Origin of the sequence: Sphingomonas sp. Leaf4 (genome assembly GCF_920939515.1) — a bacterium.
Taxonomy (GTDB): domain Bacteria; phylum Pseudomonadota; class Alphaproteobacteria; order Sphingomonadales; family Sphingomonadaceae; genus Sphingomonas.
Window position 1 is genome coordinate 26,112 of sequence record NZ_CAKLBB010000004.1, and the last position, 24,981, is coordinate 51,092.

The following is a 24,981-nucleotide window of genomic DNA, read 5'->3' on the forward strand; positions in this document are numbered from 1 at the left end:
GAAAGGGCATCGCGGCCTAGACCGCTGATGTTCTCACGTGGAGATTTTTTTTGGCCGACGGGGATTTTGGAGAGCGCGACCTGTTGGGTGGCCGTCCATTTGCCCCAAGGGAGGGCCGTGGAAGGCCCGAACATCAGGCCACCATCGCGAAGCTGAACAAGGTGCTGATGGCCTTCGTGGCCGGCTACACCTTGAAGCAAGCGGCCGATAGTATCGGGGTGTCGGTCCCGACTTTGCGGAAGCATTATTTTTCCGCCGTCGATGTTCGAGACAAAGCCGCTCTGATCTTCGAGGTTGAGCGCCTTGTGCGGTTGAACGAGAAGGCGGCGGCCGGGAACGTCTCGGCCGAGAAAGAACTCGGCCGCCTGCTGGAGCGAGCGAAGATCGCTCAGGTGTCCGATCAGGTGTCGGGATCGGTCCGTCCGCCCAAGCCGCTCAAGCAAGGCAAGAAGGCGGCGTTGCAGCAGGCAGCCGACGAGATGGTTGGCCTGTACGACACGCCGCCGCAGCCGGGGCAGATGCACTGACATGGGCCTGATCGTCCCGGCGAAGCCGGTATGGACGACCGCCTGCCCCGACTGGGAACAGCGCATTGTTGAGCGCCGCTCGCTCGTACCGTTCGCGCCGCTGTTCCCCGACGAAGCGGCGGCCGCGCTGCGGGTGTTCAAGTCGCTGCGCATGGTCGACGTGGCTGGGCAACCGACGTTCGGCGAGGCGTGTGAGCCGTTCGTGTTCGATCTGGTCGAGGCGATCTTCGGCGCATACGACCGCAACGCCGGTCCCAGCGGGCAAAGGCTGATCGAGGAATTCCTCCTCCTTATCAGCAAGAAGAACGGCAAATCGACGATCGCGGCAGGTATCATGCTGACCGCGCTGATCCGCAATTGGCGGCAGGGCGCGTCGCTCAGTATCCTCGCACCGACCCAGCGCGTGGCGGGCAACAGCTTCGGCCCCGCAGCCGCGATGGTGCGGGCTGACCCGAAGCTGCGGACGCTGCTGCACGTCATCGACAACCAGCGGCTGATCCGCGATCGGCGAACGAAGGCCGAGTTGCAGGTGATCGCCGCTGACACCGGCACGGTCGGCGGAAGCAAGGCTGGGTTCGTCCTGGTGGACGAACTGTGGCTGTTCGGAAAGCGGGCCAACGCCGAATCCATGCTGGAGGAAGCGACTGGCGGGCTGGCATCGCGGCCCGAAGGCTTCGTGATCTACCTGACGACGCATAGCGACGAACCGCCGCGCGGGGTTTTCAAGGACAAGCTGGATTATTTCCGGGGCGTCCGTGACGGCACGATCGAGGATCCTCGCACCTTCGGGATGCTGTACGAGTGGCCCGAAGCGATGCGGGAGGACGAGGCGTATCTCGACCCCGTCAATTTCTATGTGACCAACCCCAATATGGGTCGGTCGCAGTCCGTCGGTTTCATCCAGCGCAAGATGCAGCAGGTGAAGGAGGGCAAGGGCGAGGACGGCGATACGTCGCTGCAAGTCGTGCTGGCCAAGTATTTGAACGTCGAGATTGGTCAGCGCCTCGCCCGCGATCGGTGGGCCGGGGCGGCGTACTGGGCGCGGTGCGCTGTCGCGGCGCTGTCGCTGGATGATCTGATCCGCCGTAGCGAGGTCATCGTGGCGTCGGTCGATGGCGGCGGACTGGATGACTTGCTTGGCCTTTGCCTGATCGGCCGCGAGAAGGGCAGCAGGCGGTGGCTGATCTGGGCGCACGCTTGGGCATGGTCAGTCGTCTGGAAGCGCCGCAAGGACATCGTGTCGAAGCTCGACGAGCTGGTAGCGGAAGGCTCTCTCACTCGTCTGGAAATGGACGATGAGGATACCGGCATGGGCGGGGCCGTCGATGCCGATGCCGACGCCGACGATGCCGCCGACGATCTGACCGATGATGTCCGTGGGGTCGTCGAGGTGCTGGTAAAGGTTCGCGATGCTGGGTTGTTCCCGGAAGCGGACGCGGTCGGGCTTGATCCGGCCGGGGTCGCGGCGATCGTCGACGAACTGGCGGAAAACGGTTTCGATGACGGCATGCTTAAAGCCATTCCGCAGGGGTGGCGATTGAACGGGGCAGTCAAAGGGCTGGCGCGCAAGTGTGCCGCCCGGACGGTCCGGCACAACGGTTCCGCGCTGATGACGTGGTGCATCGGCAACGTGAAGCAGGAGCCGCGCGGGTTGAACGGCGTCGCGATCCTGAAACAGTCGCCCAGTGCGAAGATCGATCCTGTCGCGGCGATGTTCTCGGCCGCGATGCTGATGAGTTTGAACCCGGAAGCCGTCGGCGGCTTCGTCTATGAAGAAAGGGGCATGGTGATACTCTGATGCCCAGTCCAGACGATTACCGGCGGCAGGCCGGAAGCTACAGCACGGCCGACGGTGTGGTCGGCATCGGACACAATGGCGGCCCTTCCTTCGCGGACCGGCCCGGCCCGTCGAACGTGACCGACGGGCGGTTCTTCGGTGACGATACTTGGACATCGCTGGTCGCGGCGCTGCCGGTCGAGGCGAATACGCCGGAAACGGCGGCACGGGTCGCGGCGGTGTTCTTTTGCGTATCGATCATTGCCGAGGCGGTCGGTAGTCTCGGCCTCGATTTCAGGGATGCCAACGGTCCGCGCAACGATTTCCCCTTGGCGCAGGTGCTGGCTTACGAGCCGAACCACTTGCAAACTGGGGCGGAATTCTGGGCGGCGATGGCGTTTACCGCCGTTCTTCGTGGTGAAGCCTTTGCCGAAACGACGCTTGGGTATGACGGCATTGAAGTCTGGGCGCTCGATCCGACACGGACTTTTGCGGAGTGGGGCGAGCGGAGCCTAGTCGTTCATCACCACACCGCGCGCGGCCCGCGCCGGCTGCTGCCGCAGGAACTGTTCTGGTTCACCAATATCGCGGACGGCGGGTTGCGTCCGTTGGTGCCGTGGAAACAGGCAAAAGGTGCGATCGATTTTCAGTTGGCGCTGGAAGTCGGTGCGCGCTCATTTTTCCGCAATGACCGGCGGCCGTCGGGGATCGTCACGACCGAGCAGAAGCTGAACGACGCTTCGATCGGGCGGCTTCGCGAAGGGGTCGAGCGGTGGAAGCGCGGCGGAACGCCCGTATTCGAGATGGGCGTAAAGTATGACGCCGTCGGTAGCTCGAACATCGACGCCCAGTTGGTCGAGCTGATCCAGCAACGCACGCTCGAACTGGGGCGCTACTGGCGCATCCCCCGGTCGATGATCGGCGATGAAGGCGGCAACGCCGGGAATAACGAACAGGACACCCGCAGCTTCGTGAGCTGGGCGCTGCGCCCGCTGACGCGGCGGATCGAACAGGCGATTACAGTACGGATGCTGCCGCCCGATCTGCGGGCGCAGGGGGTGCGCGCCAAGTTCAACCTCGACGCGATGCTGCGCGGTGACAGCGCCACGCAATGGCGCAATGCGGTGATGGCCCGCACCGCGTCGGTGTTGAGCATCAATGAACTGCGCACCGGGTGGTTCAACATGCCTCGGATTGAAGCGGACTGGGCGGACGATCCGCGCGCCGCGCTGAACAGTAATCGGGCTGCCGATACGTTAACCGGTGGCGAAACCGCTCCACAGGACAAGGTGTGACGATGGACAAGTTTCTAGCATCGTCGGCGTTGTTCGCGATGCACCCGACGTTCCTTGCCGCGATGCTGCAAAGCGGGACGATCGAGGCCATGCTGCCGGATTCGCTAACGCAACTGGCGGCGGCAATGAGCGGCGGGGCGCAGGCGGCAAAGGCCGCCGACCCGATCCGGGAGGGGTCGACGCTGATAATCCCGATTACGGGGATGCTCGCGCCGCGCGGCCTGTACGGCACGACCTATTACGACGTGCTGGCCGATCGCGTTCGGGAGGCCGCCGCCGATCCGAAAATCGGCGCGATCGTCATGCCGATCCGCTCGCCGGGCGGCTACGTCTGGGGCTGTGCCGAGGCCGGCGACGCGATCTATGAAGCGCGCGCTTCCAAGCCGGTCGTCGCGGTTGCCGATCCCTTCTGCTTCTCGGCCGCCTACTGGCAGGCGACGCAAGCCAGTGCCTTCTACTGCACGACCAGCGGTGATGTCGGGTCGGTCGGTGTCCGGTCCGGGCATACCGATATGTCAGGTTTTGAAAGCAAGATCGGCATGGTCACGACGCTGATCGCGTCGTCGCCGGACAAGATCGCGGCGCACCCGCACGCGCCGCTGTCGGATGAGGATCGCGCTGAATTGCAGGCGATGGTCGACGGCTCGAACGAAGCGTTCGCCGCCGCCATCGCGCGGGGGCGCGGGATCAAGGCCAGCGAGGTCGCCGCGATCCATGGCACCGGCAAGACGTTCTCGGCAGCGCAGGCGACCGCGAACGGCGCGATCGACGGCGTCATGACGCTGCGCGACGTGGTGGCGAAGTACAACACGGGCCGCGCCCGGCTGTCGCTGATGCGGCGGCAGGCAGCGGCGCAGGAGATGGCCCTAGCCATCTGAACGACTTTCCCCCGGTAGCGGGTGAATACGGGCGGGCCGGTCGGTCCGCCTGACGCGGGCGCACGCCCATCCCACAGTGCAGAAGGAAGAAACCCATGAACCTCACGGTTCTGAAGGCAGAGGCGCGTGCGACCGCTCAGCGGCAGCAGTTGCGTCTGCAAAAGGCGATCGACGAAAATCGCGAACTGACGGCGGAGGAAGAAACCGCCGATGCCGACGACAAGGCGAAGCTGGCGCGGCTGACCGCCCAAATCGCGCGTGCCGAAGAGGCGATGGCGGCGGCGGCGGCCGTCGGTGCATCGCCGACCGCGACCCCGCCGATCAATGGCCCTCCGGGAACCGCGACCGTTCCGGCCGCTCCCCGCACTGGCCTCGACAATGGTGGCTTCGCGCACCTAGCCGAGTTCGCGCAGGCGGTGCGTTGCGCGAACCCGGCGGCGGGCCAGAACTTCCGCATCGACGATCGTCTCGCCGCCCCCGGTAACGTCCACATGGAACAGGGCGACGCGGCGGGCAGCTACCTTGTCCCGGCCGAGTTCCGGCAGCAGATCGTCAACCTCGTGTTCGATGAGGGCAACGATCCGGTCATGGATCTGATCGATCCCGATCCGACCGCGTCGAACCGGGTCGTTGGCCTCGGCGATGAGACGACCCCGTGGGGATCGTCGGGCATCTATGCCGGGTGGCGGTCCGAGGGCGAGCAGATGCTGCCGTCGCGCATGGGCCTGACGCCGCGTGAGACGAAACTGAACGAACTCTATGCGTTCGTTCTCGCCACCGAAGAACTGCTCGAAGACGCGCCGCGCGTCGCCACGCTGCTGACGACGAAGGCGGCGGGTGCGATCCGGTGGAAGGCCGCCGACGGCTTCATGTGGGCCGATGGTGTCGAGAAGCCGCTGGGCTGGATGTCTTCGGGTGCGACGATCGCCATCCCCAAGGACAATGGGCAGGTCGCCGCGACCATCACGGCGTCGAATGTCGCGCGCATGTGGGCGCGCATGATTATGCCCAGTCAGGCGTCGTGGCTGGTCAACAGCGACGTGATGCCGACGCTCATGGCGATGAAGGATGATGGCGGTCGGCCGGTGTGGTTCGGCAACTATCAGGAAGCGCCTGGTGGTACGCTGCTCGGTCGCCCGGTCATTTTCAACGAACACTCGGCGTCGGTCGGGCAGTTCGGCGATATCCAGTTCATCAATCCGAACGGATACGAGGCGTTCAGGAAACAGAACGGCGTGACCTTCGCCGATTCGATCCATCTCTATTTCGACTACAACATCCGCGCATTCCGCTGGGTGTTCCGCATCGGCGGTCAGCCGGTGCTGTCGAAGCCGGTCGCGCCTGCGCGCGGCGGTTCGACCAAGTCGCACTTCGTCGCGCTGGCCGAGCGCGCCTGATCCACGACACCGGACCCGCGCCCCGCGCGGGGCCGGGCGGAGGCGCCGCCCGGCAGCTTAGGAGACAAGAAAATGCAGGGTAATCTGGACCCCAGTGCCCGGACGGCGCTGGTCGGTGTCATTCCCGCCCAACAGGCGGGTGTCGGCACCGTGACCTCGGGCTGGGTCGACATGCGCAACCTGTTCGCGTTGCTCGCAACGCTGAACCTCGGCGTGATCGGCGCGGCCGGTACGGTCGACGCGCGGATCGATCAGGCGACCGACGCGAACGGCGCGGGCGCGAAGCCGGTCGCGGGCCTCGCGATCACGCGGATCGTCAAGGCCGGCGGCGACAACCGTCAGGCGGCGATCAACGTCCGGCAGGAAGACCTCGACAAGAATGCCGGCTTTCGGTTCGTCCGTGTGACGGTGACGGTCGGCACTGCCGCGACCTTCCTGTCCGCGACACTGGTCGGGTTCGACCTGCGGTACGGCGCTGGCGCCGCCAACCAACTCGGCACCGTTGCCGAGACGGTCAGCTAAGGGAGGGCGTGATGATTAAGTTCCTTCAGGACTATCGGACCAAGGCGGTCCCGCCCGAGGCGTTCGAGGACGGGCAGGAAGTCGAGCGGTCGTCCGAAAGCGAGCGCTACTTCGTCGGTCTGGGCGTCGCCGCGTATCTGGTCGACGGGAAATTGTACGATCAGGATTATCAGCCGCTGACCGTCGTCGAAGTGACGGAGGTCGTGTCCACGGATCGCCGTTTCATCGATACCGGTCGCGGCGGTGAGATGCTGGGGCTGGATGCCCCGGCGCGTGCAACCACCGGCCCCGGCAACGCGGTCGCGTTCAATCTCGATCCGGCGGCGGCAACCGGCGTCGATCTGCAACGCGAGATCGATCTGTTGCAAAAGGAGTCCGACGAACGTCTGCGGCTTGTCGTGATCGAGCGCGACGATCTGGCGGACGATATCTTTCAGCTACGCGGCCAACTGGTCGAGGTTGAGAAGGCCCGCGACGATGCGACCGCTCGCGCCAATGCTGCGGATACGCGGGCAACCGAGGCTGAAGGCAAGCTTGCCGAAGCGGACGGCCGTGCCGAGGCGGCCGCAAGCGATCTGGCGGCGGCTGTCGCCCGAATCGCTGAACTGGAAGCCGAGGCGAGCAAGGCGGCTGATACGCCGGAAAGCGAGACGGCGGCCGAACCGGCGGCGGCTTCCACGGCGGCGAAGCGCAAGTGATGCGCCGCGTTCTGGTCGTCACCCCGCCCGTGCCTGTCGTGACGGTCGCAGAGGCCAAGCAACATCTGCGGGTGGACAGTGACGACCAGAACGCCATGATCGAAGGGCTGATCGCCGCCGCGACGGCCCATATCGACGGGCCGGATGGCTATCTGCGCCGCGCGATCGGCTCGCAGGTGCTGGAAGCTGGCATGGACAGCTTCTGCTATGATCGGATCGACCTTCCCTATCCCCCCGTCATCGAGGTGCAGAGCATCCGGTACGAGGGCACGGACGGGGTATGGCGGACGCTCGATCCGGGCCGGTATGAAACCCGCGACGGTTCGATCGGATCGGCATGGGGCGTGTCATGGCCGGCGGTCCGGCGTTACCGTGGCGCAAGCCGATCGGTGCTGATCCGGTACAAGGCTGGCTATGCGGTGCTTCCGCCCCCCATCCGCGTCGCCATCCTCATGATGACGGCCGACCTCTTCCGCAGCCCCGGATCGATCGGGGGCACGCATAGCGGCACCAAGACGGCGATATCCGCGCCAGTCGAAGCCCTGCTCGCCCCGTATCGGTTGTTCGACCTGTGATCGGCCTTGATCCGGCGGACCTCGACACCCGCATTACGATCCTGCGGGCCGCGATGGTCGACGATGGGCTGACCCGCCGCCCCGGCACTTTCGCTGCGATCGGTGGGCGCTGGGCCAAAAAGACCGATGTTTCCGATGGGGAGCGGCAGGCGGCGGCACAGCAGGGGCAGAGCATCACGACGCGCTTCCTGATGTACCCGGACAGCCTGACCCTGACGATCACCGGCAAGGATCGGGTCGGATGCGGGCAGCGCGAATATTCCATCGCTGGCGTCAAGGAACGCCGCGATCTGGCCGGTGCGATCGAGATCACCGCCAGCGACCAACCGGACATCGCGCCATGAAGATGAAAGTCAGGATCGAGGGCACGGATCAGATCGCCCGCAACATCAGGGCGATGGGCAAGGCGCTGACCCGCGAGACGCTGATGCCTATCCTGAAGGAACATGTGCAGCCGGTCGCCGACGACATGAAGGCGCATGCGGCGCGTGCCAGTGGGGAAATGGCCGACAGTACCGTGGTTTCTGAACGCCTGTCGCCGCGTCAGCAGGCGTTGCGCGTGCCGATTGCGCCGGTCGAGGTGTACGCCGGACCGGGGCCGCTGCCGCAGGCCATCGCCAAGGAATTCGGCAATATCCACACCGCGCCCGAACCCTTCATTCGCCCGGCGTTCGATGCCGGTGTCGATCGCGCGCTGAAAGGGATCGCGACCGACGGGATCGCGGCGATCCTTGCCGCCGCGAAAAAGGGCTGATCGGTGGAGGAAGCATTTCGCGCGCTGCTGCTCGGCACGGCCGATCTGGCGGCGCTGCTCGCGCGGCGAGTGGACTGGGGCCTCCGGCCACAGGGCGACCCGCTGCCGGGGCTGACGCTCAACAAAATCAGCGGTGTGCCGCTGATGAATCTTGCCGCGCCCAGCGGGTGGAGCCGTGACCGCGTCCAGTGCGATGCGTGGGGGCAGACGATGAAGGAAGCCCGCGACATCGGCGACGTGCTGGCAGGCAAGAACGGACGCGGCGGGCTGCTGGTCGGTTTGCGCCGCGATGTAGGCGGTATCCGCCTGCGCGCCTTCGTCGTCGCCCGGCGCGGGGGCGTCGACACCTCGACCCGCGATCCGGTCCACCGGGACAGCATCGACGTGATGCTGATGTACGTCGCACTCTAACGGAGAATATCAATGCAAATTCGTACCACGGCGCGCTTCGTGGATCGGGAGCGGCTTGCCGCCAATCCCGCTGACCCCAACGCCGCCGACACGCCCGCCGGCACGACGATGACCGTCACCGCCGTTCGGGCGCTGGAAATCATCGACACGGGCTTTGCCCTGCCTATCGGGATCGACCGGGCCGGGATCGAGGCGCTTGCTCTTGTCGAGCGACAGGAAGCCATGGCCGCGCTGTTCGGCTCGTTCGCGGTGGCACCATCGACGTCGATCGATGCGACCACGGTCCGCCCGCCGGCCCAGCCCGACGATGTCGGCACCGCCGAAACCCGCGACGGCGGTTCCGTCGACCTCACCAAGTAACCGGCGCTGCCGGAATAGGAGAAGCTCATGGCCGCAACTGCCGCCGCGACCGACATCGGTTACATGACGACCGTAGGGAAGGTCGTCGGGACCGTTTACACGCCGTTCGCCGAACTCTTCGACATCATACCGCCCGAACAGGCGCGTGACAGTATCGACTTCACTCACTTCACCAGCCCCGATGCCGCGCGGGAGTTCAAGCCGGGCCTGTCGGATCATGGCGAAGTCGGGATCGCTTACAATCTCATCCCCGGCGTTGCCGATGATGCGGTGATCCTCACGCATCTTTCCAGTCGCATCGTCGAAGCATGGCGCATCACCTTCCCCAACGGCGCGAAGCTCGACTGGCGGGGTTTCGCGACCGGACACGGCCGCGCGGTGCCGATGGAGGACAAGATGACCGGCTCGGCGACCTTCAAGGTCAGCGGTAAGCCGACGATGACTCCGGCGGTTTGATCGTGGCGATCCCGAACGCAAGGCGCGGCCACCTCGGTATCGAACTGGGCGACCGCAAGCTGACGTTCGCCTTTTCCACCAATGCGCTCTGCGCGGTGGAAGAGGCGTTCGATCTGCCCGACATCACCAAGCTCGATACCGTGCTGGGCGACAGTCCGTCGCTCCGCACGATCCGCACGCTGTTCCGCATCGGCCTGACCGACTGTCAGCCGGACATGACCGATGACGAAGCGGGCGACATCATGGAAGAGGTCGGCGGCCTTGAGCCGTCGCTGAAGCTCATTATGTCCGCGATCAGTATCGCATTCCCGGAGGCCAAGCCGGGCGGCACGGCAAACCCTCTGAAGGGGCCGAAGAGCGGCCGTGGGACTGGTCGGACCTCCACATAGACTGGTGTTCGACGGGTCGGTGTACCGAGCAATACTGGCGGCTCACGCCGCGTGAAATCGCCCGAGTTTTCGAGGGCGAGGCCAAGGCCGCTGCCGCCCGGCACGACGCCGCCATGCAGGCGGCGTGGATTACGGCGGCCTGCTACCGATCCAAGAAAATGCCAAAGCTGAAAGACCTGCTCGCTGACAAGCCCGTCAAGAAACGGGCCAAGTCGTGGCAGGAAATGCTGGGCGTCGCCGCCGCATGGGTGGCTTCTACCAATTGATCCGAGCCGAAGGGGGCGCGCATGTCATCTGCTGTTGTGGGTGCTGCCCGCGTCGTCTTCGGCGCGGACAGTAGCGATTTCGATGCGACCGCCGCTGGCGTCGAAGGTGTGCTTGGCCGTCTGGTCGAGAAATTCCACGCCGTCGAACAGCGGCTGAAGCAAGTGGGGCTTGCCGCTACGATCGGCATCACGCTGCCGTTTGCCGGCATGATCGCGGCGATCGACGACGGGGCCGGCGCGTACGAAGCGGCGATGAACAAGGTGGCCGCCGCGCTGCCGGACGCCAGCGCCGACCAGCTCGACGCGCTCAGCGATGCCGCGCGCCGGCTTGGTCCGGCCGTTGGCAAGAATGCGATCGAGGCGGCCGGGGCGGTCGACTCCCTCGCGCGTGCCGGCGTGTCGGCCGAGGACATCCTCGGGGGTGCGCTTGAGACGACACTGAAGCTGTCGGCCGCCGGCATGACCGATGCCGGCAATGCGGCCGGCCTTGTCACCGACATCATGGGTCAGTTCGGCAAGACGGCGGGCGATCTGCCCGACGTGATGACCAATGTCGTTGGCGTCCTCGACGCGACCAAGCTGGAATTCGACGACCTTCGCTTGGGCATCGGACAGGGTGGCGCAATCGCGGCGGCGGCCGGTGTCAGCTTCCTAGACTTTGGTACGAGCATCGCCGCGACCGCGACCCAGTTTGCAAGCGGCGCATCTGCGGGCACGGCATTCAAGACGTACATCCAGAGCCTAGTGCCAAAGAGCAAGGAGGCAGAGTCGGCGATGAAGCGGCTCGGGCTGTCGTTCTTCGATGCGCAGGGTCGCATGAAGCCGATGGCCGATCAGGCGGAAATGCTGCGGGAGAAGCTGGCCGGTCTGTCCGACAAGGATCGAACGGACATGCTCAATACCATCTTCGGTGCGGATGCTGCGGCCACCGCGATCGGGCTGATGCAGCAAGGACGCGAGGGCTTCGAGAAATATCGTGCGGCTGTCGCCAACGGCGACGTAAATGCCAAGGTCGCCAAGGCGATGGAGGGCACGGAACAGGCCGGCAAGAACATCGCCGCCGCGTGGCTCGAACTGAAAATCGCCTTCGGAATCGATACCGGGCTGATCGATGTCATCGCCCGGATCAAGAACGGATTTGCCGATTTCCTGAAAGCCATTTCCAGCCTGCCGGTCGGGGTGCGCCAAGCCATGGTCGCGATCGGCGCTTTGGGTGCGGCCATCGGGCCGCTGATCTGGGCCATCACGCAAGTCGGGGCGGTGATCCTCGCCAATTTCGCCGCCGCGCGGTTCGGCATCATCGGTCAGGTGTTGCGCCTGCTGATCTCGCCGATGAGTGCGATCCTTGCCTTGATCGGGCAAGCCGGCCTCCGCGGTGCGCTGATGATGCTTGGGCAGCGCCTGCTGGCGCTAACCGGGCCAGTCGGTGCGATCATTTCGCTGATGCTGCTGTTCAAGGATCACATCATCGCCGGCCTGCGCGCGGTATGGACCGAGATCAGCGCGACGCTCGGGCCGCCGCTCACGGCGTTGTTCGACAAGCTACAGGGGTTATTCGCCAAGCTGACCGGAGGCGCGATCGGCAGTTCGATCAGCGGTCTGATCGACATGCTGATGTGGCTGAAAGATGCGATCGGCACCGGCCTGGTGGCGGGCATCCTTGTCGCAGGCGAGATCATCGAACGCGCGTTGGGCGCGATCATCGCCGCGATCAGCGGCATCGTCGACGTGGTCAGCGGCGTCGTCGACGTGATCGGCGCGCTGCTGCGGGGCGACTTCGCGGGCGCGTGGGAGGCTGCGGCCGGTGTACTCGAATCGGTGTCGGATGCGATCATCGACATCATCGCCGCAATCGTGCCCGAGGTGGGCGACAGCCTGCGCGCGATCCATTCGGCCGCCAAGGAGTGGCTGGGCGACCGGTTCAGCGCCGTGGTCGACTTCGTCAGCAATGTCGTGCGGTCGATGGTGGCCTATGTCGCCAGCATCTTCCCCGGCGTCGTGTCGGCCGCGCAGGCGGTCTATACCGGCGTCAGGGCGTGGCTGGTCGACCGGTTCGGTGGTGTGATCGACTTCGTGCGCGGCATGGTCCGCGAAGTCGTCGGGCTGTATCAGTGGATGGCGAAGGCGATCGGCGTCGATGTCGCCCTTGCACCGCCGACGCCCAAGGTCGAGCAGACCCCGCCACCTAAGGACACGAAGCCCGCGCCGGTCGCGCGGACCGCGCTTGCGCCCGAGGAAGGCAAGAAGAAAAAGGAGAAGAAGGAGCGCAAGAAGAAGGAGCGCGATCCGGTCGAGGATGCCGCCGATCGCGCGCGACTGGCGACCCAGAATGAGATCGAGGCAGCACGCCTGCGCGTTGATCGAGATGCCGAGGCGGCGTTGAAGCGCAAGCTTGATCTGGAACAGCAGATTGACGCCTACAAGCGCACCGGGCTTTCGGTGGCCGCCGCAACGGCCGCCGCGACCCGTGACATGGCCGCCCTCGATGAAGCTCGCAAGATTGGGCAGGCGGAGGAATTGCGGCAGGACCAAGCCGCCCACCAACTGGCGGTCGCCAAGATCGCCGGCAATCGCTCGCTGGTCGAGACGCTGGAACGGCAGGAGGAAATCGCCGACCGGATCCGCGCGTTGCAGCGCGACGGGCTGTCGCTGACGGAGGCGACGGCGCGGGCGACGCAACAGCAACTGGAGGTCGACGAGGCCCGTGCTGCGGTGCGCGCCCGGTTGCTGGAGGATGAGGCCAAGGAACGCGAAATCGGACTGGCGCGCCAGCGTGGCGATAGCGAGGCGCGAATCCGTCAGCTTCAGCGTGAGATCGATATTCGCAAGCGCGCGAGAGAGATCGAGGAAAGGGACAGGCTGGAGCCGGGCGCGGGTGTCGATCAGGCGACCACGGAATGGGATGAGAGCGACCGTGCGCGCCAGACCGGTGAATTTCGCACGACTTTCAAGGATGGCATCCGCGCCGCGCTCGATGGTGATCTGAAGGGCTTCATCTCGGGCTGGTGGAAAGACCGCGTCGCCAAGGGAATGGAGGACGCGCTCAATAGCCTCGCCGACCTTTTCGGCGAACTGCTCGGCAAGCTGACCGGTAGCGGGGGTGGTGGCGATATTCTCGGCTCGATCGGGGGTGCGCTCTCTGGCCTCTTCGGCGGTAAGTCGGGTGGCGCTGCCGCTCCGAAGCTGCCCGGCTTCAAGACCGGCGGCGGCTTCAAGGTCGGCGGCCGGTCCGGGATCGACGCGAACATCGTCGCCTTCCGCGCGACGCGCGGCGAAATGGTCGACATCCGCCACGGCAATGATGCCGGTCCGGGCGGCGGTCCGGCCGTCGTGCATCTCAATGTCGGCAAAGGCGAATTGTTCGAGCCGACGGTGGCCGGGATCAGCGGCAACGTCACCACGCGGACCGTGCGGCAGAACAACGCGCGCCAGCAGCTCGCACGGCGACAGGCACTATGAGCATGATCGAACTTCCACGGCACCCATCGCCGAACGCCGCCACCTCGACGTTCGTCGATCGGGGCGGCGTGCTGCGCGGGGCGACCGCGCTGCGCGTCAACCGGGGCGGCAATCACTACAAGATCGCCGTCACCTATCCGCCGCTCGACGATGAGGACAAGGCGCGGGTGTTCGTCTCCCGGCTGATCCGCGCCAAGCGGCAAGGGCTGCGCATGCCCTATCCGCTGCTGGGCGTGGATCAGGGGCGGTGTGGCTGGGGCATCGTCGTCGACGGCGCGGGACAGGGTGGCAACACGCTGAAGGTACGCGGCCTGCCGCGTGGTGGTGTGGTGCGCGAGGGCTTCTGGATGTCGATCGAGGATGCCGGTGGGCAGCATTACCTGCACAACGTCGGTGGCGAAGTCGTGGCCGACGCGGCCGGCAAGGCGACCCTGTCGGTCGCCGACACGCTGCTGCGCCGGCCCTTCGCCGACGGGTGCCGCGTCCATATCGCGCGGCCGATGATCGGCGGTCTGGTCGAGGGCGACGAAGTGTCGTGGCAGCTCGCGGTGGACCTGAACACCAGTATCGAATTCGTGATCGAGGAGGCGGCATAATGCAGACGATCAGCCTTACCGGTCTGGTGAAAATATCGCTGCCGGGGCGCACGATCTGCCTGTGCGACGGCGGATACGTGGCGTGGGACGGCGATACCTATGTGTCGGCCGATCCGACTTTCGGCACGATTGGCGTGCTGGAACCGCTGGCCGAGGGTACTGGCGACGAACTGCCGGCCGGAAAAATCACCTTCCTGCCGCCCGACCTCGCAGCGGCCGTCGACCTGTCGCGCCCCGGCTATCAGGGGTCGCGCGTCCAGATGTGGATCGCCGAAATCGACGACGCCACCGGCAAGCCGATCGGCACGCCCGACGCCATGGCCGACTGGCAGAGCGACCGCACCATCCTGCGGCGGTCGCGCGAGGTGCCGCGCTCGCTGGAAATGGTGTGCGTGTCGCGGTCGCAGCGCATGCTGATCCGCAACGACGGCAACGCCATGTCGACCGCCAGCCACCAGCGCGTGTTCGCGGGCGAGCGTGGGCATGACAATGCCGTCGGCATGGAAGTCGAGGTGGCGTGGGGCGTCGCCGCGCCACCGCGCGGGGTTCAGGCGGCGTGAATCTCCATGATCGCGCGACGGCGACGCAGCGCGTCGTCGATCGCTTCCGCGTTCGCCCCTTCGGGTGGGCGACCGGTGGCACGTGCCTGCACCTCGCGCGTGCCCAGATGCGGGCACTGAAGCATCGGCCGCCGGCTATCCCGCGCTTCCGATCGGCGCTTGGCGCGCGTCGCGCGCTGCACGCAGCGGGGCACGCCGATCTGGCGGGGCTGCTCGATTCGATGCTGCCGCGCATCGCACCTGCGGCGATGTGGGTCGGGGATCTGGCGCTGATGCAGGGCGACGGTGAATTCGACGCGATCGTCGTGTCGGCCGGGCGGCTGATGGCCGGCTATCATTCCGAAGCGCTCGACCGGGGCGTGGTCAATATCGAGGCGCATGCCTTCATCGGGGCGTGGCGGCTATGAGCGGTGTGTTCAAATTCGTCGGCACCGTCGCCGGCATCGTCGCCTTGGTGCCAAGCCCGATCCAGCCCATCGCGGCGGCGGTCGCGGTGGCGGCCAATATCGGTGCGGCGCTGACGGCACGAAAGCCCAGCGTGGTCGCGTCGGGGTCGGTCAACAAGACGACGATCGGCGCGAACCAGCCCCGCCCGTACCTGATCGGGGAGACATACTATGCCGGCAACCGCCGGCACTGGACCGGCTATGGCGGGAAGGTCGGCGGGGTCGAAAATCCCTACCTGCTGATGGTCGATGTCTATTCCGGGGCCGGGCCGGTCGAAGGGCTGATCGCGCGCTATCTCGACTATGTCGAGCTACCCATGTCGGGCAATGCGGCAACCGGCTACGCCGCCGATCACCTCTACAGCTATCACCAGTCGGGCGCGACGCCGGAGCCGGCGGCCTTGGCGATCCATTGGGGTGCCGCGCCGGGATGGGGTGCCGACTACAAGCTGTCCAGCTACGCCGCGATTTCGTGGTGCCTGCGGTTCGATGAGGACGGGAAGCGCTTCAGTGCCGGCGTGCCCGCGACCGGGGCGGTCTGGCGCGGGGTGAAGGCGTATGATCCGCGCAAGGATTCGACCTATCCGGGGGGCAGCGGCCCGCATCGCTGGGCCGATCCGGCAGACACGGCCGCGTTCGCGGCGGCCAAAGTCACATGGGAGTGGACCCGCTGCCCCGGCCTTCATGGTCTGCGCTATGCGCTGGGTACGTGGGAACGTGACGAGACGAAGGCGGATGCCACCTATCTCAAGACCTTCGGCGTCGGCATCCCCATCGACGGCATTCGCGTCGCTGACTTTGTCGCGCTGGCCAACGTCTGCGATGCCAATGGCTGGCATGTCGACGGGACGATTTCCGAGCCGGGCAGCCGCGACGAAAATCTAAAGCACATTCTTGCGGCCGGTGGTGCCGAGCGGTGCTGGGTCGGCGGCAAGCTGGCGCTGAAGCTGAGCGCACCGCGCGTCGCGGTCGACACGATCACCGAAGATGACCTTGCGACCGACGATGTCGAGGTCGGGGCGATGCAAGGGTGGGAACAGCGGATCAATACCCTGACGCCGGAATATCGATCGGCCGACCACAAGTGGGAATATGTCCAGTCGGTGCCAGTGCAGATCGCCAGCTACCTCGCCGAAGACGGCGAGGAAAAAGGCGATGTGCGCCAATACCGGCTTGTCCAGAACAAGGATCAGGCGGCGCAGCTTGCGGCTTACGAATTGCTCGACGCGCGCGAGTTGGGCGAGATCGTCATCACCTGCAAGCCGCGCCTTCGGCGCTACGGGCCGGGCGACCTCGTCATCGTCGATTTGCCCGACGACGGCCTGCCGGCGCAGCCGTGCGTGATCCTGCGGCGGACGCTCGATCCTTCGGCGATGACGGTCGAATTCGTCCTGGTGGGCGAGACGGCGGCAAAGCACGCTTTCGCTTTGGGACGGACCGGGACCGCGCCGCCGACCCCGGCGCTGGGCGGTACGCAAGCGTATGACGGGGCCGTCCCGCAGCCAGTGGCGGCGCTGGGTCAGACGGTCGGCGATCAGGGTGAGCAAATCGCCGCTCAACAGGCAATCATCGCCCAACAGACGGCGCTGCTCACCCAGACGACGAACACACTGACCGCTTACGACAAGCGGCTGCGCGAACTGGAACAGGCCGCCGAATAGCGGCCCGTTGAAAGGACAAGACATGGCGACCACTGCAACGCTGCCCCTGACGGTGTGGCGCAACGATGACGTGTACGAGCTTCCCTTGCGGGTCCGTGGACTAGACCTGACGACGATCGCGCTGGCGATGCAAATCCGGGACCATGGCGATGCACCCGGTCCGCCCCTGATCGATCTTGCCAAGGTGGTGAACGGCAATGCCGAAGGGTTGCGTGTCGCGGGCGTGACGATCGACGGCGGCGTGCCGGTGAGCGACGTGCGTATCCGCATCAACAAATCGTCGCGGCAAGCGCTCGGCTACATGGGCGAGGCCGGCGATCCGGCAGGCTTCGTCTATGCCTTGCTGATCGACGGCCGCACCCGGCTGACCGGTCCGCTGATCGTACCGGCGCATGCCTACGGCTCCGATGCCGCGCCGGCGTCACGGCCGGCAAGCTGGGGTGCGCCATCCGCCGCTGGCATGCCGATCGCGGGTGCGACGCTGACGATCGCCGCCGATCAGGTGGTGGAACTGGTGATCGACGGCGCGGGGCAGCTTGGGGCTATCGCCGCGCTGGCCAAGACTGAAGCCGATCGCGCCGTAGCAGCGGGCGTGACCGCGACGGCCGCGCGCGACGGTGCGAAGGACATTCTCGACAAGGCGACGGCGCGCGGTCGCGAGGTCGCATCGACGCGCTATGCCGCCGTCACCACCGACCAGTCGGACAAGGTGGTCGACGCGATCGGGCTGGACGGCGTCAGCCGCGTCGCCTCGGCGCGCATCCGCATGCTGAACGGCCGGCGGCCCGAGGCGATGACGCTCGGGCAGCTTCCCTTCGCCGGGCAGAACCTGACCGCGATGACGCTGATGCTGAATGCCGGGCAGTCGCTCGCCGCGAATCATAGCGGTGGCGGAAATATGACGCTGACGCAGCCGGGGAAGGCGCTCGCCTTTCCCTTCGGCGTCGACGCGCCGGCGGCTGTCGCGGGTACGCTGCTGCCGCTGATCTCGACCGACGCGAATGTGACGGGGGCGGAAGTAGCGATCCGCGACGGCGAAGCGCCGCTCTTCGGGATGTGCGAATTCCTCGCCGAGCTGATCCAAAAGGAGAATGGCCTTTCGCCGGCGGATCTCGGGCTGGTGCCGGTGACGGCGCAGAATGCCCGGGGCGGCACGGCGATCGTCGAAAACAACAAAGGCACGGCTCGATACCAGCGCGGTATCGCGCAGGCCGGCGCGCTGCGGACGATCGCGCAGGCGGGCGGCGGGCGGGCGCGCTGCTTCGGCGTCGCGTGGTATCAAGGCGAGAGCGACGTGCCGAACGGCTACGCCTATTACCTCCAGAAATTGCGCGAATTGGCGCGCGATTATGCCGCCGATCTGCGCGCGGCTATGCCCGAACAGGGCTTCGCGCCGCACCTCGTCACCTATCAGACCTGTCAGTATTCGACCGGCACCGATCCCTTCGGCGTCGGCCGGGCGCAGCTTCAGGCGGCGATCGACTTCGCCGCCGGCACGGTGCCGGCGGGGTTCGCCAGCGCGCCGCCGGTCGGCTTCAGCACGCCGATCTATCACATGGATTTCCGCGCCGATCCGACCGGCGTCCATGTGAAGGCGCGCGATGCCAAGTGGCTCGGGGCCTATGCCGCGCTCTACTTCAAGCGGGTATTCATCGACGGTGTGGGCTGGCCGCCGATGGTCCCGATCGCGGTCGAGCGCGAGGGCCGCGCGCTCTACATCCGCTATCGGCTGCGCAGCCCGGCGGTGCGCTTGGTCGTGGCGGAAGGCGCGGGCTTCGACGGACTGACGGTGCCGGCGCAGCCCGGCCGGGGTTGGGCGGCGGCGGCGGCCGGGGGTGCGGCGATCGGGCTGGCGCAGGTGCCTGACGTGGTCGCGCCCGACACGATCCGCGTCGTGCTGGCGCGTGCGCCGGTCAATGGCGACCGGCTGAATTACGCTCAATCCGCATCGGTGAAGATGCGCCCGTTCGTCGGGGGCGCGGGCAATTTCCGCGACACCCATGGCGACCTAGTCCGCTACGACGCGATCAATCGTCGCATGGACAACTGGTTGCCGGCCCACTCCATCGTGCTCGACGCTTCGTCGGGCGGCTTCCAGATCGGATAATCCCATGGCGATCGTCATCCAGCTTCCCGATGTCGCCTCGGCGGGCGACTTCGGTCCCATCGCGCTGCCCTCGCTGTCGAAATGCCGGGCGTATCACCTTCTCGGCGGATCGCAGGTAGAAAGCGTCGCCAACCGCGTGATCGCCGATCAGCCGCTGACCGTGACCGGCGTGCCGACCTACGAGCCGGAATGCGCGGTGCTGAGCAGCACGGCCGGCTTCGTCCGTCCGGTCGCCGGATCGCAGTATGACCGGACCGTCGTGATGGTCTTTGCCGATCCGTATCAGGCACCTGCCAGTGCGCCGGCCGAGCCAACCGAGGCGGCGATGGCCGACAGCCTTCCCGTCGTGTGGTGGGGCGGCCAGTACAATGGGCTCTTCCTTTTCGCGAACGTCTGGAAGCTGCGGCCGCGTGCGGACGGGGGCACGTCCGACATAGATACCAGCGCATACAACGGCAGCGCCGATCGGCCGTGGTTCTATCCTGACGGCACGATACGCAAGGGCGGCTATCGTATGGCCGTGATCCGCCAGCGTGCGGCCGACGCGACGCTGTGGGTGCAGAATGGTGCGATCCTCCAGTTCATCGGCACGGTCGCCCGCAACGATGTCGGCGGCGCGCCCATGGCGTCGAAATTCGGCGGGATCGGCGGCACCGCCGCGTCGGTGCTGCGCGTCGCGGCGATCGCCGAATTCACCGCGCTGACCGATGCCGAGGTCGCGGCGGTGGCCGACTTCATCGCCGCCGATGTCGAGGCACGCGGCATCGACTTCTGGGGCCGGTCGACCGGCTGACCCTCTGCCGTGTGAGCGGCCCTCAACCGAAGGATACGAGAATGGGAAAGGTTGTAATGCCCTCCGGCAACGCGCCGGTAGCAGCGATGGCGTTCGGCCCGAACGGTGGCGAAGCGGCGCACGTCGCGGCCGATACGCCGCTGCCGGCATATATGCCCGGTGGGCTGACCGTAGTGTCGGCTATGCTGGTCCGTCCGGCCGATACCACGGCGTATGTCGCTGGCGATCTGGTCGCCAACAGCGTGAACGCTGCCGGCGTCGCGCCGATCGAACTCGCCGACGTGACGCGCGCGGGCGTCGAGGCGATCCGCATCGAGCGCGTTCGGCTGCGCAAGACCAGCCCGGCGCTGGTGGGGGCGGTGTTTCGCGTTCACCTGTTTCGCCGCGTACCGGTGGTGACGGCGGGCGACAATGCCGCGTTCGACAATGGCGCGGGGCTGCTGAGCCTTGCTGACATCACCGGCTATGTAGGCTCGGCTGACATCATCATGGACCGCGCGGCGGCGATCGGCGCGATCGGCGTCGGACTGGTCAATGGCGGCGGCGGGATCACCTGCGAGACGGGCGCGGTCGTCGGCAAGGAGCGCAGCCTGTGGGCGCTGATCGAGGCGCGCGGGGCGTACACGCCGACCAGTGGCGAGACGTTCGTGCTGATGATCGAGGGGGCGCGGAGCTGATGCACGCTGGACTTCGCAGCGCGCTGTTCGGCAGCGCGCTTCCGCTCGCCGGCTTCGAGCTGGGGATGGACTTCCGCGCCGGGTGGTATCGCTCGGGCGCGGTCGTCACGCGCGACCCACTGGCGCTGCCGGGTGCGAGCTTCGGGCGTGACCGGGCCAAATGGGATAACATCGGCGGTGCGCTAATCGCAACGCCCGCCGGGCAACCCGCTATCATCCCCGGCATCGGATATGCTGCACGCGAACCCGTCCAGAACCTCGCGCCAAATTCCTCTTGGGCCGGGGCTGCGGTTGGCAACTCGACTATCCCGACGCTGAATATGGCGCTTGGTACTCGGGGGGGACTGACTCTCGCTGTCGTCGCTGTCGGTATCGAAAACGGCCTGGGATATATCGATCTTCGTTTTAGCGGGACCGCCAACAACACGGGAAATCCGGGCCAGCCCGTGCTTTTTTACCCGGTCTTTTCAGGGTCGGGCGGCACGAGCCATCCGGCGGCGGCTCAAGGTGATAGCTTCATCACGGCAATCACAAGCCGCGTTGTTGCCGGATCGGTCAGCAACATTGTCGCCCGGAGTCTTAGTACTAGTTTTCGGGATGACGCTGGGACAAATATCCTGCTGAATAACACCCAAGTTCAGTTTCTTGGGGCGGATCCTAGCGTTAACAACAGGGCTATTACCCCTCCGATCGTTAGCACCTTTGCGACATCCCGCTACTGGGCGCATCTGACGCTGGGTGTGAACGACGGCCAGACGGTTGACGCCACATTCCGCATTCTTGGCGCAAGCATCAACAAGTCCGCAATCGAACAGCCGCACATCGCCACGGGCGGCGGGTCTGTTTCGATGTCAGGTGACAACATGCGCCTCACCCAGCCCATGCCGACCAATGAGGATTGGGTGTTCGTGTCTGCAGTGACCGCCCTTCGCACGTCCGCGCAGCATTCGGGCAACGGTAACAAAAGGTATTGGCGGATCCTCGACGGAACGATCGAGCGGATCGGCATCTATCGGAATATTCCGATCCAGAATGGCGCACAGGGGAGGATCAATGCGATCGTCACCGGGGCGGATGGCGATGTGAAGCGGCCGGCCGGCGGAGACATCCCGCAAGCGGGGCGCATGGTCAGCGTGGTCCGCAAGGTCGGGACGGGCTATTCCATAGCCACTCGCGCTCCTGACGGGACGATTCAGATCGGGGGAGCGCAGACGCTCGCGCAATTTCCAAGCCCCTTGGTGGACATCCACTTGGCCCCCGAATTGGAAGGCTACCACGAATTCCTCGGATGGCGGCGCGGCACCTTCAGCGACGACCAGGTGCGCGGCATGCTGGCGGCGCTGGCATGAGCGCGCGCAGCTTTGCCGCGCGCGCGGTGGCGGACGGGCCGGCTACGGTAGCGCCTCCAAGCTTCGATGGGCACGGTTGGCTGGTCGTCATCAATCTGGCGATGATGACGGCGGCTTTCGTTCTGGCGACCATGATGGTCGTCGACCTGATCCGACACGTATGGCGACGGCGGCGGACCGATCGTCGATCGCATCCGGTCACGCTCTGGCGGCTGACGATCCTGTGCTTCGCTGTCGGCATCGCCGTGCGCAGCATGGGTGCGGCGGCGGTGCTGTGGGGGTGGAATCCTCTACAGCCCGGCGAAACCGCGACCCTGCTGCTGTTGCAGCGGTTGCTCGATCCAATCGCGCTGGCGGCGGGACTTACGGGCTTGGCGCTGGCCTATGTGTCCGCGCCGGGAATGGTGTGGCAGCTTCGGCGGCGGCCGTTCCCGATCGATTTCTGGACGGCGCTGCCGCTGCTGAAGCGGCCGGCGATCATCGTCGCGCTCAGCGCCATCGCCGCGATCGGCGTGGTGGTGACGCGGTGATCGCCCGTCTGTGGGCGACGGCCGGCGCGGTGCTGCCGGTGGCGGCGGCAATGGGACAGGACAAGGGGGCGACAGTGCAGGTATCGGCCCCGGTGATCTGGGCATTTCTCGGCTACCCGTTCGAGGCGGGCAGCATGATCGCGGCGCTGTGCGCGTGTGTGGCGGTGCGCTTCTACGTCACCCAGTCCGACCGCAAGGCGCATCGCTGGTCGGTCGATATACCCGTGTCGGCTCTCACGCTGCTGTTCACGGCCGGCATGGTCATCAGCCAGCGGCCCGAGCCGCTGTGGGCGCTGATGATGGGCACGGGGATTGGCGCGCTGGGGGCCGGGATCATCAAGATCGCGCTGACGTGGGTGCAGCGTGTGAGTGGGCCACTGGCACCGCCGCAAGAATAACCGCCGGCCGAGCGAAAGGGAGCAGAGGCCGGCGGACGGCGTGGACCGCGCCCGCCCTTATGCCCCTTCTAGAATTAGCAACAATCCGTTTTAACACTGGAGGCATTATGACGACGGCAATTCCGGCGTGGCTCGCTGCTGCGCGCAAGAAACTCGGCACGAAAGAAGCCCCCGGCGCAGCGAACAGCCCGACGATCATGGGCTGGGCGAAGCGGCTGGGCACGAAGGTGCTCGGCATGGTCTACAACGCGGACAACGTGCCGTGGTGTGGCGTGTTCGTCGCGGCGTGCATGCAGGATGCGGGGCTGCCGTCCGCGCCGATCGCTGTGCGCGCCTCGGCTTGGGCGACCTATGGCCAACGCCTGCGGTTCGAGCGGCTGTCGCCCGGTGCGATCCTCGTGTTCCAGCGACCGGGCGGCGGGCATGTCGGCTTCTATGTCGGCGAGGATGCGACCGCTTTCCATGTGCTCGGCGGCAATCAGAGCGACGCCGTCACCATCGCACGCATCGCAAAGGATCGGTGTATCGCCGCACGCTGGCCGACAGGCGAACCGGTCATCGGCGGACCGGTGCAGATGACTGCCCGCGCTGGCCAGCCGCTGTCGAGGGACGAAGCGTGAGTGTCCCACCGTCGATGCCTCCGCTTCCGCCGCGCGGGGTGAAGGCGCGTCCGGCAGGCTGGCATGCGCCCGCGAGGCCAACCGGTCTTGAAGGTGCGCCGATGATGGCGGCCGTCGCCGTCCTCGCCAGCGCCTTCTAATCCCGCCCGCGCCGGGTCCGCGCGGCTCCACTGAAAGGTATATCCGATGCACCACATCCTTCACGTCACGGCGCTGGCCGTGGCGGCGCTCTCGCTTGCCGCCTGCACGCCGCCGGCCGGCATCGATCCGGTCCCGGTGGCGTCCACCGCCAGCGTCGACCGGCTACAGGCCCGCTACGACGCTGCGCGGCCATACGCCGACATGCTGCTGCCCTATCTGTCCGAGGCGCGAGCGGCCCGCCTTCGGTTCGTGCTTTCGGGGATCGAGCGGGCGCTTGTCGTCGCCCGGACGGCCGCGACGCTGGTCGAGCAGCGCGCGGCGCTGGCGTCGGCCGAGCGGGCAATCTTGGCAGTCGAGAAACAGCCGAGCGGCTGAATATCGCAAGGTTAGTCAGGCCTAGTGCGCCAATGCTTCCGACTTGGCGATAAGGCTTTCCACGGTTTCCGGGTCGACCGCGATCATGGAAAGCAAGACGCGAGCGGGTGCGTCAGGTTGCCGCCGGTTCTGTTCCCAGTCCCGCACGGTCCCGATCGGGAGCCGGTAGCTTTCAGCGAACTGTGACTGGGTCTTTTTCGTCGCTGCGCGTACCCGTTTAACGTCAAGCGACGATGCCACGCGCGCCCGCGTCGTATCACCTTCAGCGAATGCAATCGCATCGGTTAGCCCCGCTGCGATCTTATCGAATGCGCTAGACATATTGGTCGTTCGTTCCTTTGTTCCTGTGCCTACCGTCACCCTGAAAGGGTGTCGGTAAGCCGCTTTGTTAACCCGGCGAGGGCGTTGCGGTCCGCCTTCGACAAGTTTGCCTTTTCGTTCTTGCCGAACACGGTCAGGAGGAATGCCGGGAAACCTTCGCCTGCAAAGTAGAAGATTACCCGGTAGCCGCCCGATTTGCCCTTGCCCGGCTTTGCAACGCGCAGCTTACGTGCCCCGCCGCAACCCGGCATGATGTCGCCGGCCTCGGGGTTCTGCGCGATGGTGTCGACCACAGCGGTCATTTCATCGGCCGACATGCCAGCATCCTTGGCGGCGGCGATATAGGCGTTGGTTTCGATGACCGTCTGCATAGCTGATTTATACGGCATTGCCGTACCGGCTGCAAGCATGAAATTACGGCAATGCCGTACTTGGATATGGTCCGTCATGTGTGGCTCCGTTCAATGGAGCCACCCCCTCTACGCACGATTCGCGCGCGGTAAACAGCTGTTCGCGAGATTACCGGGTAAATTCTCGGAGATTTAGTGTCGCAGTTTTTAGTTAGGGCGATCCATTCGCCGAACGAACATTCTCGCCGGACTGCCGGGGGTGCGACCCCGTGGAGCCGCTCTGATTTCCCACT

At 66.1% G+C, this 24,981-nt stretch carries 29 protein-coding genes; 27 read left to right on the forward strand and 2 right to left on the reverse strand.

Annotation, left to right across the window (positions count from 1 at the left end):
* Positions 1–50: 50 nt before the first annotated feature.
* The 27 genes from LRA89_RS06680 to LRA89_RS06810 all read left to right on the forward strand — a co-directional run bounded on the left by LRA89_RS06680 (position 51) and on the right by LRA89_RS06810 (position 24,017).
* Entirely contained in the window at positions 51–527 is a 477-nt protein-coding gene (locus LRA89_RS06680) for a hypothetical protein (RefSeq protein ID WP_230769521.1), read from the forward strand.
* A 1-nt stretch (position 528) separates the two neighbouring features.
* On the forward strand, positions 529–2,325 hold the full coding sequence (locus LRA89_RS06685; protein ID WP_230769522.1) for a terminase large subunit: 1,797 nt from the start codon (positions 529–531) through the stop codon (positions 2,323–2,325).
* Positions 2,325–3,599 carry a phage portal protein gene (locus tag LRA89_RS06690; RefSeq protein ID WP_268934900.1) on the forward strand — a complete coding sequence of 425 codons (1,275 nt, stop codon included), beginning with the start codon at positions 2,325–2,327 and terminating at the stop codon, positions 3,597–3,599. Before LRA89_RS06685 ends, LRA89_RS06690 begins: the two co-directional genes overlap by 1 nt.
* 2 nt (positions 3,600–3,601) lie before the next feature.
* Complete coding sequence (locus LRA89_RS06695; protein ID WP_230769524.1) at positions 3,602–4,477, forward strand: S49 family peptidase; 876 nt, start codon at positions 3,602–3,604, stop codon at positions 4,475–4,477.
* 95 nt (positions 4,478–4,572) lie between these two features.
* Positions 4,573–5,874, forward strand: coding sequence for a phage major capsid protein (locus LRA89_RS06700; RefSeq protein ID WP_230769525.1), 1,302 nt, complete (start codon positions 4,573–4,575; stop codon positions 5,872–5,874).
* Positions 5,875–5,946: 72 nt separating this feature from the next.
* Entirely contained in the window at positions 5,947–6,396 is a 450-nt protein-coding gene (locus LRA89_RS06705; RefSeq protein WP_230769526.1) for a hypothetical protein, read from the forward strand.
* Positions 6,397–6,407: 11 nt separating this feature from the next.
* Complete coding sequence (locus LRA89_RS06710; protein WP_230769527.1) at positions 6,408–7,094, forward strand: hypothetical protein; 687 nt, start codon at positions 6,408–6,410, stop codon at positions 7,092–7,094.
* The gene (locus tag LRA89_RS06715; RefSeq protein WP_230769528.1) at positions 7,094–7,669 is read left to right on the forward strand and encodes a head-tail connector protein; all 576 of its coding nucleotides are present in this window, start codon (positions 7,094–7,096) and stop codon (positions 7,667–7,669) included. Before LRA89_RS06710 ends, LRA89_RS06715 begins: the two co-directional genes overlap by 1 nt.
* Positions 7,666–8,013, forward strand: a complete 348-nt coding sequence (locus LRA89_RS06720) for a phage head completion protein (protein ID WP_230769529.1) — start codon at positions 7,666–7,668, stop codon at positions 8,011–8,013. Before LRA89_RS06715 ends, LRA89_RS06720 begins: the two co-directional genes overlap by 4 nt.
* On the forward strand, positions 8,010–8,423 hold the full coding sequence (locus LRA89_RS06725) for an HK97 gp10 family phage protein (RefSeq protein WP_230769530.1): 414 nt from the start codon (positions 8,010–8,012) through the stop codon (positions 8,421–8,423). The genes LRA89_RS06720 and LRA89_RS06725 overlap by 4 nt, the downstream gene beginning before the upstream one ends.
* A 3-nt stretch (positions 8,424–8,426) precedes the next feature.
* On the forward strand, positions 8,427–8,834 hold the full coding sequence (locus LRA89_RS06730) for a DUF3168 domain-containing protein (protein ID WP_230769531.1): 408 nt from the start codon (positions 8,427–8,429) through the stop codon (positions 8,832–8,834).
* Between the two features lie 12 nt (positions 8,835–8,846).
* Positions 8,847–9,194 (forward strand): hypothetical protein, encoded by a 348-nt coding sequence (locus LRA89_RS06735; protein WP_230769532.1) that lies wholly within the window; start codon positions 8,847–8,849, stop codon positions 9,192–9,194.
* Between the two features lie 27 nt (positions 9,195–9,221).
* Complete coding sequence (locus tag LRA89_RS06740; protein WP_230769533.1) at positions 9,222–9,650, forward strand: phage tail tube protein; 429 nt, start codon at positions 9,222–9,224, stop codon at positions 9,648–9,650.
* Positions 9,651–9,652: 2 nt separating this feature from the next.
* Positions 9,653–10,039, forward strand: a complete 387-nt coding sequence (locus LRA89_RS06745; protein ID WP_230769764.1) for a hypothetical protein — start codon at positions 9,653–9,655, stop codon at positions 10,037–10,039.
* A 287-nt stretch (positions 10,040–10,326) separates the two neighbouring features.
* The gene (locus LRA89_RS06750; protein WP_230769534.1) at positions 10,327–13,764 is read left to right on the forward strand and encodes a phage tail tape measure protein; all 3,438 of its coding nucleotides are present in this window, start codon (positions 10,327–10,329) and stop codon (positions 13,762–13,764) included.
* A 2-nt stretch (positions 13,765–13,766) separates the two neighbouring features.
* The gene (locus LRA89_RS06755; protein WP_230769535.1) at positions 13,767–14,360 is read left to right on the forward strand and encodes a hypothetical protein; all 594 of its coding nucleotides are present in this window, start codon (positions 13,767–13,769) and stop codon (positions 14,358–14,360) included.
* A complete protein-coding gene (locus tag LRA89_RS06760; protein ID WP_230769536.1) occupies positions 14,360–14,920 on the forward strand; it encodes a hypothetical protein in 561 nt (186 codons plus the stop codon). The genes LRA89_RS06755 and LRA89_RS06760 overlap by 1 nt, the downstream gene beginning before the upstream one ends.
* Entirely contained in the window at positions 14,917–15,327 is a 411-nt protein-coding gene (locus LRA89_RS06765) for a DUF6950 family protein (protein ID WP_230769537.1), read from the forward strand. The genes LRA89_RS06760 and LRA89_RS06765 overlap by 4 nt, the downstream gene beginning before the upstream one ends.
* Complete coding sequence (locus LRA89_RS06770; RefSeq protein WP_230769538.1) at positions 15,324–17,027, forward strand: phage tail protein; 1,704 nt, start codon at positions 15,324–15,326, stop codon at positions 17,025–17,027. The genes LRA89_RS06765 and LRA89_RS06770 overlap by 4 nt, the downstream gene beginning before the upstream one ends.
* A 22-nt stretch (positions 17,028–17,049) precedes the next feature.
* On the forward strand, positions 17,050–19,134 hold the full coding sequence (locus tag LRA89_RS06775) for a sialate O-acetylesterase (RefSeq protein ID WP_230769539.1): 2,085 nt from the start codon (positions 17,050–17,052) through the stop codon (positions 19,132–19,134).
* Positions 19,135–19,138: 4 nt separating this feature from the next.
* Complete coding sequence (locus tag LRA89_RS06780; protein WP_230769540.1) at positions 19,139–19,927, forward strand: hypothetical protein; 789 nt, start codon at positions 19,139–19,141, stop codon at positions 19,925–19,927.
* Between the two features lie 41 nt (positions 19,928–19,968).
* The gene (locus LRA89_RS06785; protein WP_230769541.1) at positions 19,969–20,604 is read left to right on the forward strand and encodes a hypothetical protein; all 636 of its coding nucleotides are present in this window, start codon (positions 19,969–19,971) and stop codon (positions 20,602–20,604) included.
* Complete coding sequence (locus LRA89_RS06790) at positions 20,604–21,953, forward strand: hypothetical protein (RefSeq protein ID WP_230769542.1); 1,350 nt, start codon at positions 20,604–20,606, stop codon at positions 21,951–21,953. Before LRA89_RS06785 ends, LRA89_RS06790 begins: the two co-directional genes overlap by 1 nt.
* Entirely contained in the window at positions 21,950–22,483 is a 534-nt protein-coding gene (locus LRA89_RS06795) for a hypothetical protein (protein WP_230769543.1), read from the forward strand. Before LRA89_RS06790 ends, LRA89_RS06795 begins: the two co-directional genes overlap by 4 nt.
* A complete protein-coding gene (locus tag LRA89_RS06800) occupies positions 22,480–22,881 on the forward strand; it encodes a hypothetical protein (RefSeq protein WP_230769544.1) in 402 nt (133 codons plus the stop codon). Before LRA89_RS06795 ends, LRA89_RS06800 begins: the two co-directional genes overlap by 4 nt.
* Positions 22,882–22,988: 107 nt before the next feature.
* Positions 22,989–23,501 carry a TIGR02594 family protein gene (locus LRA89_RS06805; protein WP_230769545.1) on the forward strand — a complete coding sequence of 171 codons (513 nt, stop codon included), beginning with the start codon at positions 22,989–22,991 and terminating at the stop codon, positions 23,499–23,501.
* A 186-nt stretch (positions 23,502–23,687) separates the two neighbouring features.
* On the forward strand, positions 23,688–24,017 hold the full coding sequence (locus tag LRA89_RS06810; protein ID WP_230769546.1) for a hypothetical protein: 330 nt from the start codon (positions 23,688–23,690) through the stop codon (positions 24,015–24,017).
* Between the two features lie 21 nt (positions 24,018–24,038).
* On the opposite strand, the gene LRA89_RS06815 is transcribed toward LRA89_RS06810, so the two are convergent.
* Both LRA89_RS06815 and LRA89_RS06820 read right to left on the reverse strand, forming a co-directional pair.
* A complete protein-coding gene (locus LRA89_RS06815; RefSeq protein WP_230769547.1) occupies positions 24,039–24,338 on the reverse strand; it encodes a helix-turn-helix domain-containing protein in 300 nt (99 codons plus the stop codon).
* Between the two features lie 35 nt (positions 24,339–24,373).
* Complete coding sequence (locus LRA89_RS06820; protein WP_230769548.1) at positions 24,374–24,787, reverse strand: type II toxin-antitoxin system RelE/ParE family toxin; 414 nt, start codon at positions 24,785–24,787, stop codon at positions 24,374–24,376.
* Positions 24,788–24,981 lie beyond the last annotated feature (194 nt).